Origin of the sequence: Pseudonocardia lacus, from assembly GCF_018531445.1 — a bacterium.
Lineage (GTDB): Bacteria > Actinomycetota > Actinomycetes > Mycobacteriales > Pseudonocardiaceae > Pseudonocardia > Pseudonocardia lacus.
The window spans coordinates 1-18,581 of record NZ_JAHDTH010000166.1 but is presented as its reverse complement, the minus strand read 5'-3'; the positions used below and the strand labels follow the sequence as shown (position 1 = coordinate 18,581).

Sequence of the window (18,581 nt, the reverse complement as noted above, 5' to 3'; positions counted from 1 at the left end):
GACCCGGGCGCGCCGGCCGCCGGAGCCGGCCGCCGACGACGCGGCTCCTGATGACGTAGCTCTCGACCGGGCCTCCCCGGACGACGGTTCCGGCGTCGACCGGGCCGCCTCCGGATCGCGGCGGTCGGACCGACGGGTCGGGCGCGCCGACGGGGCGGGGCGCGCCCGCGCGCCCGCCGGGCTCGACCCCGACGCCGATCCGGTGGCCGTGGCCAAGGAGATCTGCCTGCGCCTGCTCACCGACCGCGCCCGCACCCGCCACGAGCTGGCCCAGGCGCTGCGCCGCAAGGGCGTGCCCGACGACGCGGCCGACCAGGTGCTCGGACGCTTCGACGAGGTCGGCCTGATCGACGACACCGCGTTCGCCGGTCAGTGGGTGCGCTCCCGGCACCGCTACCGCGGGCTCGGCCGCCGGGCCATCGCGGCCGAGCTGCGCCGCAAGGGCGTCGACGACGAGATCGCCGGGGAGGCGCTGGCCGAGGTCGACGGCGAGGCCGAGGAGCGGCGCGCCCGCCAGCTCGTCGACAAGAAGCTGCGCACGATGGCGCTGACCGGCCCCGACGACCGCACCACCGCGGCCCGCCGGCTGGTCGGCATGCTCGCCCGCAAGGGCTACGGTGCCGGCGTCGCGTACGGCGTGGTGCGCGCGGCGCTGGCCGAGCACGGCGCCGACGAGGAACTCGGCGACGAACCCCCACCCGAGGACTGACCCGGGAGTTGGACGAGAGCCGCGCTCGTCCGGCTGGGTTGGACGAGAGCCGCTCTCGTCCGCTGGTCGCTCGGGTGAGAGGCGGGTGTCAGTGGTCGGGGCGGTGCAGCACCTGGACGTCGCCGGGCAGGCCGTTGCCGGCCGACAGCTCGGCCAGGAACGACAGCAGCGTCTCCCGGAACGCCCGCACCGCGTGCGTCGGGGTCAGGTCGGCCCGGCGGGCCAGCGCGACCGTGCGGTACAGCGCCGGCGTGAGCACGGTGCGCCGCAGCCGGGGGCGCCCGGCGAACACCAGGTCGGGCACCACGGCCACCCCGGTGCCCGCCTCGACCAGGCGCAGCACCGCGTCCATCTCGCCGCCCTGCACCGCGTACCGGGGTGTCACCTCGGCGTCGGCGAAGGCCCGCTGCACGACCTCGCGCAGGTCGTAGCCCTGGCGCGGGACGACGAGCTGGCGGCGGGACAGCTCGCGCACGGTCAGCGAGCCGCGCCCCGACGGGGCAGGCTGCGCGGCGGGGGAGGCCACCGACAGCCGCTCGCGCAGCAGCGGCGTGATGTGCAGGGCCGGGTCGACCCCGCCCGGGGGCACGATGACCAGCGCGATGTCGAGCTCGCCGCGCGTCAGGGTGCGCACCAGCGGCGGCGACCCGTCCTCGACCAGCTCCAGCGAGATCCCCGGCCGCTGGGTGTGGAAGACCCGCAGGACGTCGGCCAGCACGCCGATGCACAGCGACGGGGTGGCGCCGACCCGCACCCGCCCACCGCGCAGGCCGACGATCTCGGCGACCGCGGTGCGCGCCGTGTCGGCATCGGCCAACATGCGCCGGGCGAGGGGGAGCACGGCCTCCCCGGCGGGGGTCAGCACCGGCCCGTTGCGCCCGCCGCGGTCGACCAGCGGCGCGCCCAGCTCGTCCTCCAGGGCCCTGAGCTGCCGGGACAGTGTGGGTTGGGCGACCCCGACGAGCTCCGCGGCGCGAGTGAAGCTGCGCACGTCGGCCACGGCCACGAAGTACGCGAGCTGCTGTAGCGTCACCCGCATAGCGTACGTGCATCGAGTAGGCCCATCCGATGCATTGGACGGTTCGGTGCGCAGCCGTCATGCTCGCGCCAAGCTGGCCCCACGAGTGGTGACAGCCGGGCACGTACGCCTCTGACCAGGGCGGGCGCCGGCGATCCGCCCGCCGGCCCGCTGCTCGGCCCCGCCCCGCGGATCGGTCGCGCTGGTCGTAGAGTCCGCCCACAATCGAAACACCCGGCGAGTCGGGGCAAGTCCGGCGCCGGACCACAAGAACGAGGTTCTCTGACGTGTCCTCCACCACAGACGCGTCCGCCGGCCGGGCGCAGATCGCGGCGCGGACGCTCCGCACGGACCGGTGGTGGCTGCCACCGCTGACCACCTTCGTCGCCTTCGTCGCGTGGGTCGCCTACGCCACCGTGCGGTCGTTCCTGCAGCGCGACTACTTCGTCGCCGAGTACAACTACCTGACGCCGTTCTACTCGCCGTGCGTGTCGGTGGGCTGCGTGCCGGAGGCGTCGCACTTCGGCCAGTTCCTGCCCGACGTCTGGTGGCTGCCCTACGCGGCGGTGTCGCTGCCGTTCCTGCTGCTGTTCCGGCTGACCTGCTACTACTACCGCAAGGCCTACTACCGGGCCTTCTGGCTGTCGCCGCCGGCCTGCGCCGTGGCCGAGCCGCACGCCAAGTACACCGGTGAGACGCGGTTCCCGCTGCTCATGCAGAACCTGCACCGGTACTTCTTCTACATCGCCACGGCGATCGCGCTGATCAACACCTACGACGCGATCCTGGCGTTCGTCAAGGCCGACGGCAGCTTCGGGCTGGGCCTGGGCAACATCATCCTGATCGTCAACGTGGTGTTCCTGTGGGCGTACTCGCTGTCGTGCCACTCGTGCCGCAGCATCATCGGCGGGCGGTTGAACCACTTCTCCAAGCACCCGATGCGCTACAAGGCATGGGGCTTCGTCTCGCGCCTGAACACCAGGCACGCGACGTTCGCCTGGATCACACTGGGAACTCTGGCCTTCACGGACTTCTACATCATGGCCGTCTCGGCCGGGTGGATCTCCGACCTGCGGATCGTGGGGTGATCTGACATGACTGATCCGATCGAGAGCCCGGCCGTCGAGGCCGAGGCCGCCGCCGCGGAGATCGAGCGGCACGACTACGACGTGGTCGTCATCGGCGCGGGCGGCGCGGGCCTGCGCGCCGCGATCGAGGCCCGCCTGCTGGGCAAGCGCGTCGCCATCATCTCCAAGTCGCTGTTCGGCAAGGCGCACACGGTCATGGCCGAGGGCGGGTGCGCGGCGTCGATGGGGAACGTCAACCCCAACGACAACTGGATGGTCCACTACCGCGACACCATGCGCGGCGGGAAGTTCCTCAACAACTGGCGCATGGCCGAGCTGCACGCCAAGGAGGCCCCGGACCGCGTCTGGGAGCTGGAGACCTACGGCGCGCTGTTCGACCGCACCAAGGACGGCAAGATCAGCCAGCGCAACTTCGGCGGGCACACCTACCCGCGGCTGGCCCACGTCGGCGACCGCACCGGCCTGGAGATGATCCGGACCCTGCAGCAGAAGGTCGTCTCGCTGCAGCAGGACGACTTCAAGGCCACCGGCGACTACGAGTCGCACATCCGGGTCTTCCACGAGACCACGGTCACCGAGCTGTTCAAGACCGACGGCCGCATCGCGGGCTGCTTCGCCTACTACCGCAGCACCGGCAAGTTCGTCCGGTTCGACGCCCCGGCGGTCGTGCTGGCCACCGGCGGCGTGGGCAAGAGCTACCAGGTCACCTCGAACTCCTGGGAGTACACCGGCGACGGCCACGCGCTGGCCCTGCGCGCTGGCGCGACCCTGATCAACATGGAGTTCCTGCAGTTCCACCCGACGGGCATGGTCTGGCCGCCGTCGGTGAAGGGGATCCTGGTCACTGAGTCGGTCCGCGGTGACGGCGGGGTGCTGCGCAACTCCGAGGGCAAGCGGTTCATGTTCGACTACATCCCGGACGTGTTCAAGGAGCAGTACGCCACCACCGAGGAGGAGGGCGACCGCTGGTACACCGACGCGGACAACAACCGGCGCCCGCCGGAGCTGCTGCCCCGCGACGAGGTGGCCCGCGCCATCAACTCCGAGGTCAAGGCCGGCCGGGGCAGCCCGCACGGCGGTGTGTTCCTCGACATCGCCTCCCGGCTGTCGGCCGAGGAGATCCAGAAGCGGCTGCCGTCGATGTACCACCAGTTCAAGGAGCTGGCCGACGTCGACATCACCAAGGAGCCGATGGAGGTCGGCCCGACCTGCCACTACGTGATGGGCGGCGTCGAGGTCGACCCGGACACCGCGATGTCGCTGGTGCCCGGGCTGTTCGCGGCCGGTGAGGTGGCCGGCGGCATGCACGGCTCCAACCGGCTGGGCGGCAACTCGCTGTCCGACCTGCTGGTCTTCGGCCGCCGGTCGGGTGCGGGCGCCGCGGCCTACGTCGACGCGCTCGTCGACGTCCGCCCGGCGGTCGCCGAGGCCGACGTCGACGAGGCGGTCAAGCGCGCGCTGCTGCCGTTCTCCAGCGCCACCGAGGGCGGGGAGAACCCGTTCGTCGTGCAGCTGGAGCTGCAGAAGACGATGAACGACCTGGTCGGCATCATCCGCAAGGCCGACGAGATGGAGCAGGCGCTCAAGGCGCTGCAGGACCTCGCGGTGCGGACCAGGACGGTCACCGTGGAGGGCCACCGGGAGTTCAACCCCGGCTGGCACCTCGCCCTCGACCTGCGCAACATGCTGCTGGTCTCGCTGTGCGTGGCGAAGGCGGCGCTGGAGCGCCAGGAGAGCCGCGGCGGGCACACCCGCGACGACTTCCCGGTGATGGACGCCGACTGGCGGCACGTGCTGCTGGTGCTGTCGGCGCTGGGCGAGGACAACGTCGAGCTGGTGCGCCAGGAGCAGGTGCCGATGCGGCCGGAGCTGCTGGACCTGTTCGAGCTCGACGAGCTGAAGAAGTACTACACCGGCGAGGAGATCGGCGGCCACCGCGCCGACCAGGGCCTCGACAAGGGAGCGAAGGCATGAGCGAGCCTGCGAGCGAATCATTCAACACAGCGTCTCGCGAAGCGTCGACCGAGCGCAGCGAGGGAGAACGATGAGCCACGACCAGCACTTCCGCGTCTGGCGCGGCGACTCGGACAAGGGCGAGCTCGTCGACTACCCGGTGCTGGTGAACGAGGGCGAGGTCGTCCTCGACATCATCCACCGGCTGCAGCAGACCGAGGCCCAGGACCTGGCCGTGCGCTGGAACTGCAAGGCCGGCAAGTGCGGCTCGTGCAGCGTCGAGATCAACGGCAAGCCGCGGCTGGCCTGCATGACCCGGATGTCCACCTTCGACGAGGACGAGGTCATCACGGTCACCCCGCTGCGCACCTTCCCGGTGATCCGCGACCTCGTGACCGACGTGTCGTTCAACTACACGAAGGCCCGCGAGGTCCCGTCGTTCGCGCCGCCGGAGGGCGTCGCGCCCGGTGAGTACCGGATGGCCCAGGTCGACGTCGAGCGGAGCCAGGAGTTCCGCAAGTGCATCGAGTGCTACCTGTGCCAGAACACCTGCCACGTGGTCCGCGACCACGAGGAGAACAAGGAGAACTTCGCCGGCCCGCGCTACCTGATGCGGATCGCGGAGCTGGACATGCACCCGCTGGACGCGGCCGACCGCAAGGAAGCCGCCCAGGAGGAGCACGGCCTCGGGTACTGCAACATCACCAAGTGCTGCACCGAGGTCTGCCCCGAGCACATCAAGATCACCGACAACGCGCTGATCCCGCTCAAGGAGCGCGTCGTCGACCGGAAGTACGACCCGCTGGTGTGGCTGGGCAACAAGATCGGCATCGGCCGGAAGTCGGCCAAGAGCTGATCGCACCCTCGCGCTGACGCTCAGGGCCCCCCGCCGCACCGGCGGGGGGCCCTGTCGTCGTCGTGTGCCCGGTCGTCGTCGGGGCGGCTCAGAGGCCCAGTGAGCGGCGGATCTCGTCGAGCTTGGCCTTGGCCTTGTCGGCGCGCTCGGCCTCCTGCTGCTCGATGGTGCGCCCGGCGGCGCTCTCCCCGGTGAGCTCGGCGGCGCCGATGCCGGTGGCGTAGCGGCCCTCGATCTTGTCGCGGACGTAGTCGAGGGTGGGTACCCCGCGCTCGTCGTAGTCGAAGCTGGGCGGCGGGGCGGGCACCTCCGACGGCAGGGCCGGCACCGGCGACACCACCTCGGCGTCGACGACCTCGCCGTCGGTCGCGGCGTCGGGCGCCGTCTGCTCGGGCCGGTCGGCCGGCTGCGGACCGTCGGTCATGTCGCCTCCCCGTGTCGGGCGCGTGCACGCCCACTGCGTCGTCCCTCCTCACTGTGCCACGCTGGCCGGGTGCGGATCGTCGGGCTCGTCGTGGTCTACGACGTGGAGTGCCCCAACTGCTCGGCCATCGCCCGCGAGCTCCCCGAGCTGGTGCGCGTACCGGTGCGCGTGCGGTCGTGCCGCGACCCGGGGTTGGCCGCGGAGCACCCGGGGCTGCGGCCGGCCGTGTCGGCCTGCGCGACCCCGGCGCTGGGCACCGTCCGCGGCGACGGCACGGTCCGCTGGTGGTACGGCCTGACCGGGGCGCTGGGCGTGCTGCCGGTGCTGCGCCCGCGCGGGGCCCGCGAGGCCGCCGGGCTGCTGTGGACGGCCCTGCGCACCCCGCGCCGGGCCGGGCGGCGGTGAGCACGCGGCCCGGCGCATGACGCGTGACACGGCCGCACGGCACTGCTGTGCGACACCCGCACGGCACTAACGTGCATCCCGTGGCACCCACCCCCGCCCCGTACGGCTCCTGGCCCACCCCGATCACCGCCGACCTCGTCGTCACCGCCGCGGTGCGGCTCGGCGAGCTCGCGGTCGACGGCGACGACCTGGTGTGGGCCGAGGGCAGGCCGGCGGAGGGCGGGCGCACCCAGCTGGTGCGCCGGGCCGCCGACGGCACCACCACCGACCTGCTGCCCGAGGGCATGAGCGCCCGCACCGCCGTGCACGAGTACGGCGGCGCGGGCTGGTGGGTCCGCGGCGGCGTCACCTGGTTCAGCGAGTGGACCGACCAGCGGCTCCACCGGCTCGCCGCGGGCGGCACACCCGAGCCGTTGACGGCCGAGCCCGAGCGCCCGCGCGGCGACCGCTACGCCGACGGCGATCCCGACCCCGACGGCCGCACCTTCGTCTGCGTGCGCGAGCGCCACACCGGCCCGTCGGCGACCGACGTGCGCAACGAGGTCGTGCGGCTGTCCGCGGACGCGCCGTCCGAACCCGAGGTGCTGGTCACCGGGCCCGACTTCGTCGCAGCGCCGCGGCTGTCGCCGGACGGCAGGACGCTGGCCTGGGTGCAGTGGGACCACCCGTCGATGCCGTGGGACTCGACCGAGCTGGTGGTGCGCGACCTGGCCACCGGCGAGGACACGGTGGTCGCCGGGGGCCGCGACGAGTCGGTGTCCGAGCCGCGCTGGCACCCGGACGGCTCGCTGTGGTTCCTCAGCGACCGCACGCAGTGGTGGACGCTGTACCGGTGGGTCTCGGGGGCCGACATCGAGCCGGTGGTGGAGGGCCGCGGCGAGATCGGCGTGCCGAACTGGGTGCTCGGGTCGGCGCGCTACGCCTTCCTGGCCGACGGCGCGGTGGCGTTCGCCCGGCGCAACGCCGGCTACGACACCCTCTCCGTGCGCGGTGCCGACGGCACCGTCACCGACCTCGACGTCGGGTTCTCCGCGGTCGACCAGGTCCACGCGCTGCCCGGCGGCGCGCTGGCGGTGGTGGCCGGCAGCCCCACGGCCGAGGACGGCGTGCACCGCATCGACCTGCCGGTCGAGCCGGGCGCCGCCGACGCGCCCGCCCCGCGCGTGACGACCCTGCGCCCGCCGCGCGACCTCGGCATCGACCCGGCGTACCTGTCGGTGCCCGAGGCGATCACGTTCGGCTCGGTGGACGCCGACGGTGCGAGCCGCAACGCGCACGGGCTGTACTACCCGCCCACCAACCCGGAGCGGACCGGGGCGGCCGGCGAGCTGCCCCCGCTGCTGGTGATGATCCACGGCGGCCCCACGTCCTCGGCCCGCCCGGTGCTCAGCCTCGGCGTGCAGTTCTGGACCAGCCGCGGCTTCGCCGTGGTCGACGTCGACTACGGCGGCTCCACCGGCTACGGCCGCGAGTACCGCGACCAGCTGCTCGGCCAGTGGGGCGTCATCGACGTGGCCGACTGCCTGGCCGCCGCGGCGTGGCTGGCCAAGCAGGGCCGGGTGGATCCCGAGCGGCTGTGCATCCGCGGCGGCTCGGCCGGCGGCTACACCACGCTGGCCGCGCTGGCCCGCGAGGACACCCGGTTCGCCGCGGGCGCCAGCCACTTCGGGGTGGCCGACCTGGAGGCGTTGGCCGCCGACACGCACAAGTTCGAGAGCCGCTACCTCGACCGGCTCGTCGGGCCCTACCCGCAGGCCCGCGACGTCTACGTGGCCCGCTCGCCCATCCACCAGGTCGACCGGCTGCGCCGCCCGCTGCTGGTGCTGCAGGGCAGCGAGGACGAGATCGTGCCGCCCGCGCAGAGCGAGGTCATCGTGGCCGCGCTGCGCGAGCGCGGCATCCCGGTGGGCTACCTGCTGTTCGAGGGCGAGCAGCACGGCTTCCGGCGGGCGGAGAACATCCGGCGCGCGCTGGAGGCCGAGCTGAGCTTCTACGGCCGGGTGCTCGGGTTCGAGCTCCCGGCCGAGGAGGGCATCGAGCCGGTGGTGCTGGAGAACCTCTGACCCCGTCGGACGGGGGCGGGTAGCGCGACGTCGCCGTCGGTGCGGGTCAGACGATCGCGCCGGCGGTGCCGACCGGCGTGAGCTCCTTGGGCGGCGGGGCGTCCTTCTTCCGCGCGGCGCGCCCGGCCCTGGCCGTGCGGCGCTGGACGTACTCGGCGAGCTTGCTCAGCCCGTAGTTGATGAGGATGAAGACCAGCGCCACCGCGATGTACATCTGCAGCGGCAGGGCGATGCCCTCCTGGCCGCCGAAGAACTGGATGACGGTGTTGGCGGTGCGCACGAACTCGGAGAAGCCGAAGATCACGAAGCCCAGCGAGGTGTCCTTGACGATCACCACCAGCTGGCTGATCAGTGCCGGCAGCATGATCCGGAAGGCCTGCGGGAGCAGGATGATGCGCAGCACCTGGAAGCGGGTCAGGCCCACCGCGTAGGCGGCCTCGGACTGCCCGCGCGGCAGCGCGTTCACCCCGGCCCGCACGATCTCGGCGATGATCACGCAGTTGTACGCGGTCAGGCCGATGACCAGGTACCACAGCGGGGGCAGCGAGATGCCGAACTCGGGCAGCACGCGGGCGGCCAGGAAGATCGTGATGACCACCGGCAGGCCGCGGAACAGCTCGATGATCCCGACCACGAGCCAGCGGTAGGCCCGCGAGCTGGAGATCCGGGCCACCGCCAGCGCGGTGCCGATGGCCAGCGCGAGGACGAGCGTCAGCGCGGCGGCGACGACGGTGTTGATCAGGCCGGTGCTCAGCGCGCTCCAGGTGGCGACGAAGTACTGGTTGGCCGGGTTGAACGCCGGGCCCCACTTCTCGCCGTCGAGCTGGCCGTTCTCGCCCAGCTGGATGAAGGCGAAGACGACCAGGACGAGCAGCAGCGCCACGGCGATGACGGTGCCGATCAGCGTGTTGCGCCGAGCCCGGGGGCCGGGCGCGTCGTACAGAACGGAACTCATCGCTTGACCTCGATCTTCCGCTCCAGCCAGCCCAGCCCGATCCCGGCCGGGATGGTGATCGCCAGGTAGGCGATGGCCACGCCGCCCAGGCTCGACAGCGCCGAGTAGCCGGCGGCCGTGAGCGCACCGTCGACGGAGAACAGTTCGCCGGTGACGCCGAACGCGCCGACGATCGCCGAGTTCTTGATCATTGCGATCATCACGCTGCCCAGCGGCGGGACGACCGTGCGCAGCGCCTGCGGGAGCACCACGGCGCCCAGGGTCTGCTGGAAGGTCAGCCCGACCGCGCGGGCGGCCTCGGCCTGGCCCGCCGGCACCGAGTTGATGCCCGAGCGCACCGCCTCGCAGACGAACGCGGCGGTGTAGGCGGACAGCCCGGCCACGCCGGGCCAGAAGAACGCGTTGCCGCCGAAGGTCGGGAAGACCACCCCGACCTGCGGGAGGCCGAAGGCGAACAGGAACAGCACCACCACCAGCGGGGAGTTGCGGAACACCGTGACCCAGGACGTGCCCACCCAGCGCAGCGGGGGTACCGGGGACACCCGGAAGGCGGCCAGCAGCGTGCCCAGCAGGAGCGCGCCGATCGCCGCGAACAGGCACAGGCGCAGCGTCCCGAGGAAGCCGCTGACGAACCGCGGGAACTCCGCGATCAGTGCGTCCAACTCATGTCTCCCGACTGGTGGCGAGCACGGGACGGGACACCGGCCGCGCGTGGGCGGCCGGTGTCCCGATCGGAGGGTGGTGCCGCGCTACCGGCTCAGCTGCAGGTGTCGGCGGTCGGCAGGGTCGGGGCCTCGGGCTGGACCTTGCCCGCGGTCGCGTCCCAGGCGGCCTTGTAGGCGCCGTCGGAGCTCGCTTCCTGCAGCGTCTCGTTGATGAACTCGCAGAACTGCACGTCGCCCTTCGTGATGCCGATGCCGTAGGGCTCCTCGGTGAAGGGGTTGCCGACCAGCTTGAACGCGCCCTGGCTGGCCTCGATCAGGCCGAGCAGGATGACGTTGTCGGTGCTGACCGCCTCGACCTGGCCGTTGCGCAGCGCGTCGGCGCACTTGGAGTACACGTCGAACAGCACGATGTTGGCCGGGTCGACGTACTCCTCCAGCTTCTTGGCCGGGGTGGAGCCGGTCACCGAGCAGACCCGCGCGTTGTTCGGGCGCAGCGTGTCCGGTCCGGTGATCGTGGTGTTGTCGGCGGCGACCATGATGTCCTGGCCGGCCTGGTAGTACGGCCCCGCGAAGGTGATCTTCTCCTTGCGGGCGTCGTTGATCGTGTAGGTGGCCACCACGATGTCCACCTGGTCGTTGACGATGACGTCCTCGCGGATCCGCGACGGGGTCTCGGTGTAGGTGATCTTGTCGGCCGCGATGCCCAGCTTCGCGGCGATCAGCTTGGCGATCTCGACGTCGAAGCCGACCGGGTTGCCGTCGAGGCCCTTCAGGCCGAACAGCGGCTGGTCGAACTTGGTGCCCACGCGCAGCGTGCCGGCCTGGTTCAGCTCGGCCATGGTCGTGCCGGCCTCGAAGGAGGTCTCCTCGGCGACGGTCGGGGCGGGAGCGCCGCTACCGCCCAGCTCGGTCTGGTTGCCACACGCCGTGGCGGTGAGCACCATCGCCGCCGCGGCGCCCGCCGCGGCGATTCGGGTGATGCGTGAGAGACGCATGGAGAAAGGGTCCTTCCTGGAGCGGTGCTGTCCGACCGGTGGGTCGAGGCAGGCGCGGCTGACGCCGCGCGGTAGGGGTCTCAGTGGGTGAGGATCTTGCCGAGGAAGTCCTTGGCCCGATCGGAGCGGGGCGCGGTGAAGAACGCCTCCGGATCGGCGTCCTCGACGATCTCGCCGTCGGACATGAACACGACGCGGTTGGCCGCGCGCCGTGCGAAGCCCATCTCGTGGGTCACCACGAGCATCGTCATGCCCTCCTTGGCCAGCGTGGTCATCACGTCGAGGACCTCGTTGACCATCTCCGGGTCGAGCGCGGAGGTCGGCTCGTCGAACAGCATCACCTTCGGCTTCATCGCCAGCGCCCGGGCGATGGCCGCCCGCTGCTGCTGGCCGCCGGAGAGCTGGGCCGGGTACTTGTCGCGCTGGTTGGCGATGCCGACCCGCTCCAGCAGCGCGATCCCGGCCTTCTCCGCGTCGGCCTTGGAGGTCCGCCGCACCTTCATCGGGGCGAGGGTGACGTTCTGCAGGATCGTCTTGTGGGCGAAGAGGTTGAAGCTCTGGAACACCATGCCGACGTCGGCGCGCAGGCCGGCGAGGGCCTTGCCCTCCTCCGGCAGCCGCTGGCCGTCGACCTCGATGGTGCCGCTGTCGACCGGCTCCAGTCGGTTGATGGTCCGGCACAGGGTGGACTTGCCCGAGCCCGACGGCCCGAGGACGACCACGACCTGCCCCGCCGCCACCTCCAGGTTGATGTCGCGCAGGACGTGCAGCTCGCCGAAGTGCTTGTCGACGGACACCATCCGGATCATCGGGGCTTCGGTCATCTGGGTCCTCCGCGCATGGCCAGGCACGCTAGGGCGAATCGGACACCCCAGTCCAGCACCTTGAGCTACCCATAGGGTTTCCGTCGTATAACGCTGTGCGCGGCCGGGTGGGGAGATCACCTCGGTCGGGCGCGCGGACCGGACACGGCCGGATTGGGGGGCGGGATGCACATCCTGCTGGTCGAGGACGACGACCGGATCGCGGCGGCGCTGCGGCCCGCGCTGCACCGCCACGGCATGACCACCACGAGGCTGGCCCGGGGCCGCGGTGCGGTCGACCACCTCGCCGGGGTCGACGTCGTGCTGCTCGACCTCGGACTGCCCGACATCGACGGGGTGGACGTCTGCCGGGCGATCCGCGAGGTCAGCGAGGTGCCGGTGATCGTGGTGTCGGCCCGCGGCGAGGTCGACGACCGGATACTGGGCCTGCACTCCGGCGCCGACGACTACCTGGTCAAGCCCTACGACGTGGGGGAGCTGCTGGCCAGGGTGCACGCCGTGCACCGCAGGCGGCGGGTCACCGCGCCCGACGCCGCCGCGGGCGGGGACCTCGTCGTGGTCGCCGACGTGAGCATCGACCTCGGGCGCCACGCCGTCACCGTCGCCGGCGCCGCGGTCAACCTGACCCGCAAGGAGTTCCAGGTGCTGGCGCTGCTGGCCGCGGCGAAGGGCGCGGTGTGCACGCGCAGCCGGATCGTGGCCGAGGTGTGGGGCCGGACCTGGGCCGGCGCCAACCGGACGCTGGACGTGCACGTGGCCACGCTGCGCACCAAGCTGGGACGCCCGGAGCTCGTGCAGACGGTGCGCGGCGTCGGGTACCGGCTGGGGCTGCCCGACACGCCGGTCGAGCCCGATCCGCCCGCCCCGGGCGGGGGAGACTAGCCCCGTGCGCTCCCGGCTGCTGGTGATCGTGCTGGTCCTGGTCGGGCTGCTGGCCGCCGGCCTGGGCGTGCCGCTGGCGCTGTCGGACGCCCAGGCCCGCCAGCAGCGGCTGTTCATCGACCGGCTGACCGACACGATCTCCTTCGCCTCGCTCGCCGTGCGGTCCATCACCGACGCCGACACCGCCGGACTGCGGTCCGACATGACCCAGTACGACCGGGTGTTCGGGATCGCCGTGATCGTCCTCGACCGCAACGAGGAGGTCGTCGCCATCTCGCGGTCGTCGCGCCCGGAGTTGGACGAGGACGCGCAGCGCCGCGTCCAGTTGGCGCTGGGCGGTCGCCGCTCGGAGCCGTACCCGCTGCTCGCGCCGTGGAACGACCAGCCGATGGTGCTCGCCGAACCGGTGCTGGTCGACGGCGACGTGGCCGGCGCGGTGGTGACGGTCTCGCCCACCGACCCGATGCGCGGCCAGGTCCTGCTGGTGTGGGCGGAGGTGCTGGCGGCGGGGCTGGCCGCGCTGGCGCTCGGGGTGCTGGGCGCGCTGCCGGTCGTGCGCTGGATCCTGCGCCCGGTCCGCCGCCTCGACGAGGGCACCGGGCGGGTGGCCGCCGCGGTGCTGGCCGGCAAGGACCCCGATCCGGTCGCCGACGGCACCGGCCCGCCCGAGCTGCGCAGGCTGTCGGTCTCCTTCGACCGGATGACCGCGACCGTCACCCAGGCCTACGCCGCCCAACGTGCGTTCGTCGCCGACGCCAGCCACCAGCTGCGCAACCCGCTGACCGCGCTGCGGATCCGGCTGTCCAACCTCGAGGGCCACGTGCTCCCGGAGGCCGTGGACGACCACCTCGGGGCGCTGGAGGAGGCGGAGCGGTTGTCCACGCTGCTCGACGGGCTGCTGGCGCTGGCCAGGGCCGAGCGCACGGTGCCGGTCACCGGCATCGACGTCGACGCCGCGGTGGACGACCGGGTCGAGGCGTGGCGGCCGCTGGCCGAGCACACCGAGCTGGACCTCGTGCGCAGCGGCGTGCGCGGGCTGACCGCCTCCGCGTCGGCCGGCGCGGTGGAGACCGTGCTCGACGCGGTGCTCGACAACGCCGTCAAGTTCTCCCCGCCCGGCAGCACGATCACCGTGCACACGACGGTCGCGGCCGACCGGGTCGAGGTGGCGGTGCGCGACACGGGCCCCGGCATCGCGCCCGAGGAACTCACCTGGGCCACCGCCCGGTTCTGGCGGAGCCCGGCGCAGAGCAACGTCGAGGGCTCCGGCCTCGGGCTGGCGATCGCCGCGCGCACGCTCGAACTGGGCGGCGGCGAACTGCGCCTGGAGCTGCCGGCCGGTGGCGGGCTGCGGGTGGTGGCGGTCCTGCGGCGGGAGCCCGCCGGGCTGGTCGAGGTCGATCAGCCGTCCTTCTCGGCCCGGTAGAACCGCACCGCGCCGGGGTGCAGCTCGACCGGCTGGGTCCCGATCGCCGAGCGCGGGTCGATGGTGACCGCGGCCCGGGCCGCCTCGGCCAGCGCAGCCTGGGCGTCGAACATCGAGCGGACCAGCGCCTCGGCCAGTTCGTCCGGCATCTCCGCGGTCACCAGCAGCACGTTGCGGACCAGCAGCGTGGTCACCGGGGCGGTCATGCCGTAGGTGCCCACCGGCACCGTCCGCGGCGTGTACTCCAGGTACTCCTGGCGGACCGGCCGGGTGATGTCCTGCAGGTCGACGAGCCGGATCGGCATCCGCTCGGCCAGCTCGGTGATGCCCCGGGTGGGCAGCCCGCCCACCCAGAACAGGGCGTCGAGCCGGCCGGCGACCAGCGCGGCCGGCGATTCTTCGAGCCCGAGCTGCTCGGCGCTCAGGTCGTCGCCGGGGCGCAGGCCGGAGACCTCCAACAGGCGGCGGGCGACCAGCGACACCCCGGAGTCGGGCGCGCCCACCGCGACCCGGGCACCGCGCAGGTCGGCGGGGGAACGCACCGGGGAATCCGCCGGCACGACCAGGTGCACGACGTCGTCGTAGATCCGGGCGAGCGCGCGCAGCGCCCGCGGGTCGCCCGGCCGCGCGCGCTCCAGCTTGTCGGCCGCCGCGTCGATCTGGCTGATCCCCACGTCGACGTCGCCCAGGGCGAGCCGGGTCAGGTTGTCGACCGAGCCCGCGGTGGACTGGACCTCCGGCGCGGCGACCAACCCCAGGCCGTCCTGCCACGCCCGGGCCAGCGCGGTGCCCAGCGCGTAGTAGACGCCCTGCTCGGAGCCGGTCGCCAGGCGCAGGCGCTGACCGGCGAACGGCGCCGTGCACGCCTGCAGCGCCGCCAGCGCGCCCAGCAGCGCGCCCGCGCGCAGCAGCGCGCGCCGGTCGAGCGGCCGACTGTGCACCGGTGTGATCCTGCCGTGCCGCGGCGCGGCGGTCGACCTCGCCGCCCGCCCGGCCCGCGCGTCCCCACCGCGAGCGACCGGCCTACCCTCGACTGGTGAGCCGCAGCTACACCATCCGCACCTACGGGTGCCAGATGAACGTGCACGACTCCGAGCGGATGGCGGGCCTGCTGGAGGCCGCGGGCTACACCCGCGTCCCGCCCGACCGCACGGACGACGCCGACGTCGTCGTGTTCAACACCTGCGCGGTGCGCGAGAACGCCGACAACCGGCTCTACGGCAACCTCGGCCACCTGCGCCCGGCCAAGACGTCCCGGCCGGGCATGCAGATCGCCGTCGGCGGCTGCCTGGCCCAGAAGGACCGCGCCGAGATCGTCCGCCGGGCGCCGTGGGTGGACGTCGTGTTCGGCACCCACAACGTGCACGCCCTGCCGGTGCTGCTGGAGCGCGCCCGGCACAACGCCGCCGCCCAGGTGGAGATCGCCGAGTCGCTGGAGGTGTTCCCGTCCACGCTGCCGGCGCGGCGGGAGTCGGTCTACGCCGGCTGGGTGTCGATCTCGGTGGGCTGCAACAACACGTGCACGTTCTGCATCGTGCCCGCGCTGCGCGGCAAGGAGCGCGACCGCCGCCCCGAGGACGTCCTGGCCGAGGTGCGGGCGCTGGCCGCCGACGGCGTGCTGGAGGTGACGCTGCTCGGGCAGAACGTCAACGCCTACGGCGTCGAGTCCGGCGACCGCGGCGCCTTCGCGAAGCTGCTGCGCGCCTGCGGCGACGTGCCCGGCCTGGAGCGCGTGCGGTTCACCTCGCCGCACCCGCGCGACTTCACCTCCGACGTCATCGCCGCCATGGCCGAGACCCCGAACGCCTGCCCGCAGCTGCACATGCCGCTGCAGTCCGGCTCCGACGACGTGCTGCGCCGGATGCGCCGCTCCTACCGGTCGCGGCGCTACCTGGGGATCCTCGACGAGGTGCGCGCGTCCATCCCCGACGCCGCCATCACCACCGACATCATCGTCGGCTTCCCCGGCGAGACCGAGGACGACTTCGCCGCGACCCTGGACGTCGTGCGCGAGGCCCGGTTCTCCAGCGCGTTCACCTTCCAGTACTCCCCGCGCCCGGGCACCCCGGCCGCGACCCTGCCCGACCAGCTGCCCAAGGCGGTCGTGCAGGAGCGCTACGAGCGGCTGGTCGCCGTGCAGGAGGAGATCTCCTGGGCGGGCAACCGCGCCCAGGAGGGCCGGGTCGTCGAGGTGCTGGTGGCCGCGGGGGAGGGCCGCAAGGACAGCGAGACCCGCCGGCTGAGCGGGCGGGCCCGCGACGGCCGGCTCGTGCACTTCGCGCCGGGCGACGCCGCGGTGCGCCCGGGCGACGTGGTCGAGGTCGAGATCGGCTACGGGGCACCGCACCACCTGGTCGCCGACGGCCCGCTGCGGTCGCACCGGCGCACCCGCGCCGGCGACCTGCACGAGGCGGGCACCCGGCCGGGCGGCACGCCCACCGGTCTCGGCCTGCCCGGCTTCGGCGCCCCGGCCCCGGCCCCCGCGGCCGCGGGGGCGTGCGGGGTGGAGGCGACATGAGCGAGCGCCGGGACGAGGACGACGACCGGGTGCCCCCCGAGCTCGCCGACCTCGACGCCGAACTGGCCGACGCCCGCGACGTCCAGCGCACCCTGGAGCGCCGCGTCGACCCCGGCCCCACGGCGCTGGGCGTCTCGATCGGGGTCGTGCTCGTGCTGATCGGCCTGGTCCTGCCGTGGACCGGCGCGGTAGCGGGTTGGACGGTGCTGGCCGGCACCGAGTGGATCGGCCCGCTGCCGCGGCTGTTCGTCTTCATCGCGATCGGCATCGGCGTGCTCGGCTCCGCGCTGACCCTCGTCCTGCGCTGGTGGGCGCTGGCCTGGCTGTGCGCGGTCGGCAGCGGGATCGGTGTCGTCACCGGGGTGTGGGCGATCTGGTCGCGGCAGACCGTCGTGCCCGACGGCGGGACGGGCCCCGGCATCGGCCTCGTGGTGGCCGAACTGGGGATCCTGGTCCTGGCGGTGTGCTGGGCGCGCATCGCCATCCGCCGCTGACCCCTGCCCACCCTGCCCCCCGCCGCGCGTGGCGGAGAGGGACGGGGAGGGGTGGAGTGGTCAGCGGTGCTGGACGGCCTGCTCGGCCGTGGCCAGCCACTCGCGCCAGGTCGCGGCCTGGGCCTCGGCCTGCTCGGCGCGCCTGCGGTCGCCCGCGGCGCGCGCCTTCTCGGCCTGCGCCTCGAACTGGTTCACCCGCTCGCGGAACTGCGCCACCCTGGCCTCGGCCTCCGGGTCGGTGCGCCGCCACTGGCGGTCGGCGGCCTCGCGCACCCGCTCCTCGACCGCGCGCAGCCGGGCCTCCAGCGGGCGGATGTCGTCGCGGGGGACCTTCCCGATCTGCTCCCAGCGCTCCTGCACCAGCCGCAGCGCGGCCCTGGCGGCGCCCGGGTCCGAGACGTCGATCTTCTCCGCCTCGACCAGCAGCGCCTTCTTGGCCTCGGCGTTGGCCGCGAACTCGGCGTCGCGCTCGGCGAACACCGACGAGCGGCGGTTGAAGAAGGTGTCCTGCGCGGTGCGGAACCGCTGCCACAGCGCGTCGTCGGCGTCCTTCTGGGCCCGCCCGGCCGCCTTCCACTCGGCCATCAGGTCGCGGAAGCGGGCCGCCGTGGGGCCCCAGTCGTCGGAGTCGACGAGCTTCTCCGCCTCGTTGACCAGCTCCTGCTTGTAGGCCTTGGCCCCGGCGCGCTGGCGGTCGAGGTCGGCGAAGTGCGAGCCGCGGCGGCGGTTGAACGCCTCGCGGGCCCGGGAGAAGCGCTTCCACAGCTGCTCGTCGACCTTGCGGTCGATGCCGCGGATGGTGCGCCACTCCTCCAGGATCGCCTTGAACCGGTCGCCGGCCTGCTTCCACTGGGTGGCCTCGTTGGCCAGCTCCTCGGCCTCGGCGGCCAGCGCCTCCTTGCGCGCGACCGCGGCCGCGCGCTGCGCCTCGCGCGCGGAGCGGGCCACCTCGACCGCCGCCTCGGCGCCGGCCACGATCTCGTCGAGCCGGGCGGCCAGACCGGCGACGTCGCCGACCACGGCCGCTTCGTCCAGGCCATCGCGCAGGGCCCGGGCGCTGGTCAGGGTCTGCTTCGGGTCGCCGCCCGCGGTGACGCGGGCGGCGAGCAGCTCCGCCTCGGCGCGCAGGTCGTCGAAGCGGCGGGCGAAGTGCGCCAGCCCCTCGGCGGGCTCGCCGGCCTGCCAGGATCCGACGGCCCGCTCGCCGTCCGCGGTGACCAGGTGGACGGTGCCGTCCTCGTCGACGCGGCCCCAGCGGGCCGGGTCGGACTCCGCGGCGGGCACGGGCGAGGGCTGCGGGGCGAGC

At 73.4% G+C, this 18,581-nt stretch carries 18 protein-coding genes; 10 read left to right on the top strand and 8 right to left on the bottom strand.

What is annotated here, in order from left to right; genetic code table 11:
• Positions 1-709: regulatory protein RecX (locus KIK08_RS28270; protein ID WP_308257940.1), on the top strand; the 709-nt coding region annotated here is incomplete at its 5' end.
• Positions 710-797: 88 nt separating this feature from the next.
• Here the strand turns inward: KIK08_RS28270 and KIK08_RS28265 are convergent.
• Positions 798-1,742: a LysR family transcriptional regulator gene (locus KIK08_RS28265; protein WP_214406316.1), complete on the bottom strand. Its 945-nt coding sequence runs from the start codon at positions 1,740-1,742 to the stop codon at positions 798-800.
• Positions 1,743-2,014: 272 nt separating this feature from the next.
• Here KIK08_RS28265 and sdhC point away from each other — a divergent pair, with 272 nt between their 5' ends.
• The 3 genes from sdhC (at position 2,015) to KIK08_RS28250 (ending at position 5,624) form a co-directional block, all read left to right on the top strand.
• Complete coding sequence (gene sdhC / locus KIK08_RS28260; RefSeq protein WP_214406315.1) at positions 2,015-2,815, top strand: succinate dehydrogenase subunit SdhC; 801 nt, start codon at positions 2,015-2,017, stop codon at positions 2,813-2,815.
• Between the two features lie 6 nt (positions 2,816-2,821).
• Positions 2,822-4,789, top strand: a complete 1,968-nt coding sequence (locus tag KIK08_RS28255) for a fumarate reductase/succinate dehydrogenase flavoprotein subunit (RefSeq protein ID WP_214406314.1) — start codon at positions 2,822-2,824, stop codon at positions 4,787-4,789.
• A gap of 70 nt (positions 4,790-4,859) precedes the next feature.
• The gene (locus KIK08_RS28250; protein WP_214406313.1) at positions 4,860-5,624 is read left to right on the top strand and encodes a succinate dehydrogenase/fumarate reductase iron-sulfur subunit; all 765 of its coding nucleotides are present in this window, start codon (positions 4,860-4,862) and stop codon (positions 5,622-5,624) included.
• Positions 5,625-5,712: 88 nt separating this feature from the next.
• Here KIK08_RS28250 and KIK08_RS28245 read toward each other — a convergent pair whose 3' ends face one another.
• On the bottom strand, positions 5,713-6,048 hold the full coding sequence (locus KIK08_RS28245; protein ID WP_250557968.1) for a hypothetical protein: 336 nt from the start codon (positions 6,046-6,048) through the stop codon (positions 5,713-5,715).
• A 69-nt stretch (positions 6,049-6,117) separates the two neighbouring features.
• Here KIK08_RS28245 and KIK08_RS28240 point away from each other — a divergent pair, with 69 nt between their 5' ends.
• Both KIK08_RS28240 and KIK08_RS41940 read left to right on the top strand, forming a co-directional pair.
• On the top strand, positions 6,118-6,453 hold the full coding sequence (locus KIK08_RS28240; RefSeq protein WP_214406312.1) for a hypothetical protein: 336 nt from the start codon (positions 6,118-6,120) through the stop codon (positions 6,451-6,453).
• An 80-nt stretch (positions 6,454-6,533) separates the two neighbouring features.
• On the top strand, positions 6,534-8,516 hold the full coding sequence (locus KIK08_RS41940) for a S9 family peptidase (RefSeq protein WP_214406311.1): 1,983 nt from the start codon (positions 6,534-6,536) through the stop codon (positions 8,514-8,516).
• Positions 8,517-8,562: 46 nt separating this feature from the next.
• On the opposite strand, the gene KIK08_RS28230 is transcribed toward KIK08_RS41940, so the two are convergent.
• The 4 genes from KIK08_RS28230 to KIK08_RS28215 form a co-directional block, all read right to left on the bottom strand.
• Entirely contained in the window at positions 8,563-9,471 is a 909-nt protein-coding gene (locus KIK08_RS28230) for an amino acid ABC transporter permease (RefSeq protein ID WP_214406310.1), read from the bottom strand.
• Positions 9,468-10,133, bottom strand: a complete 666-nt coding sequence (locus KIK08_RS28225; RefSeq protein WP_214406309.1) for an amino acid ABC transporter permease — start codon at positions 10,131-10,133, stop codon at positions 9,468-9,470. Before KIK08_RS28225 ends, KIK08_RS28230 begins: the two co-directional genes overlap by 4 nt.
• Before the next feature lie 95 nt (positions 10,134-10,228).
• Positions 10,229-11,131, bottom strand: coding sequence for a glutamate ABC transporter substrate-binding protein (locus KIK08_RS28220; RefSeq protein WP_214406308.1), 903 nt, complete (start codon positions 11,129-11,131; stop codon positions 10,229-10,231).
• Between the two features lie 80 nt (positions 11,132-11,211).
• The gene (locus tag KIK08_RS28215) at positions 11,212-11,940 is read right to left on the bottom strand and encodes an amino acid ABC transporter ATP-binding protein (RefSeq protein WP_214406319.1); all 729 of its coding nucleotides are present in this window, start codon (positions 11,938-11,940) and stop codon (positions 11,212-11,214) included.
• Between the two features lie 180 nt (positions 11,941-12,120).
• Here KIK08_RS28215 and KIK08_RS28210 point away from each other — a divergent pair, with 180 nt between their 5' ends.
• Together KIK08_RS28210 and KIK08_RS28205 are read left to right on the top strand one after the other, a co-directional pair.
• Positions 12,121-12,837, top strand: coding sequence for a response regulator transcription factor (locus KIK08_RS28210; RefSeq protein WP_214406307.1), 717 nt, complete (start codon positions 12,121-12,123; stop codon positions 12,835-12,837).
• A gap of 4 nt (positions 12,838-12,841) precedes the next feature.
• Positions 12,842-14,263 carry a sensor histidine kinase gene (locus KIK08_RS28205; RefSeq protein WP_214406306.1) on the top strand — a complete coding sequence of 474 codons (1,422 nt, stop codon included), beginning with the start codon at positions 12,842-12,844 and terminating at the stop codon, positions 14,261-14,263.
• Here the strand turns inward: KIK08_RS28205 and KIK08_RS28200 are convergent.
• Entirely contained in the window at positions 14,239-15,204 is a 966-nt protein-coding gene (locus KIK08_RS28200; protein WP_308257939.1) for a TAXI family TRAP transporter solute-binding subunit, read from the bottom strand. The two genes, KIK08_RS28205 and KIK08_RS28200, sit on opposite strands and share 25 nt — an antisense overlap.
• Positions 15,205-15,299: 95 nt before the next feature.
• On the opposite strand from KIK08_RS28200, the gene miaB reads away from it, so the two are divergent.
• On the top strand, positions 15,300-16,781 hold the full coding sequence (gene miaB, locus KIK08_RS28195) for a tRNA (N6-isopentenyl adenosine(37)-C2)-methylthiotransferase MiaB (protein WP_408004742.1): 1,482 nt from the start codon (positions 15,300-15,302) through the stop codon (positions 16,779-16,781).
• Positions 16,778-17,275, top strand: coding sequence for an Rv2732c family membrane protein (locus KIK08_RS28190; protein WP_214406305.1), 498 nt, complete (start codon positions 16,778-16,780; stop codon positions 17,273-17,275). Before miaB ends, KIK08_RS28190 begins: the two co-directional genes overlap by 4 nt.
• A gap of 60 nt (positions 17,276-17,335) precedes the next feature.
• On the opposite strand, the gene KIK08_RS28185 is transcribed toward KIK08_RS28190, so the two are convergent.
• The coding region (locus KIK08_RS28185) for a DUF349 domain-containing protein (RefSeq protein WP_214406304.1) at positions 17,336-18,581 on the bottom strand (1,246 nt) is incomplete at its 5' end.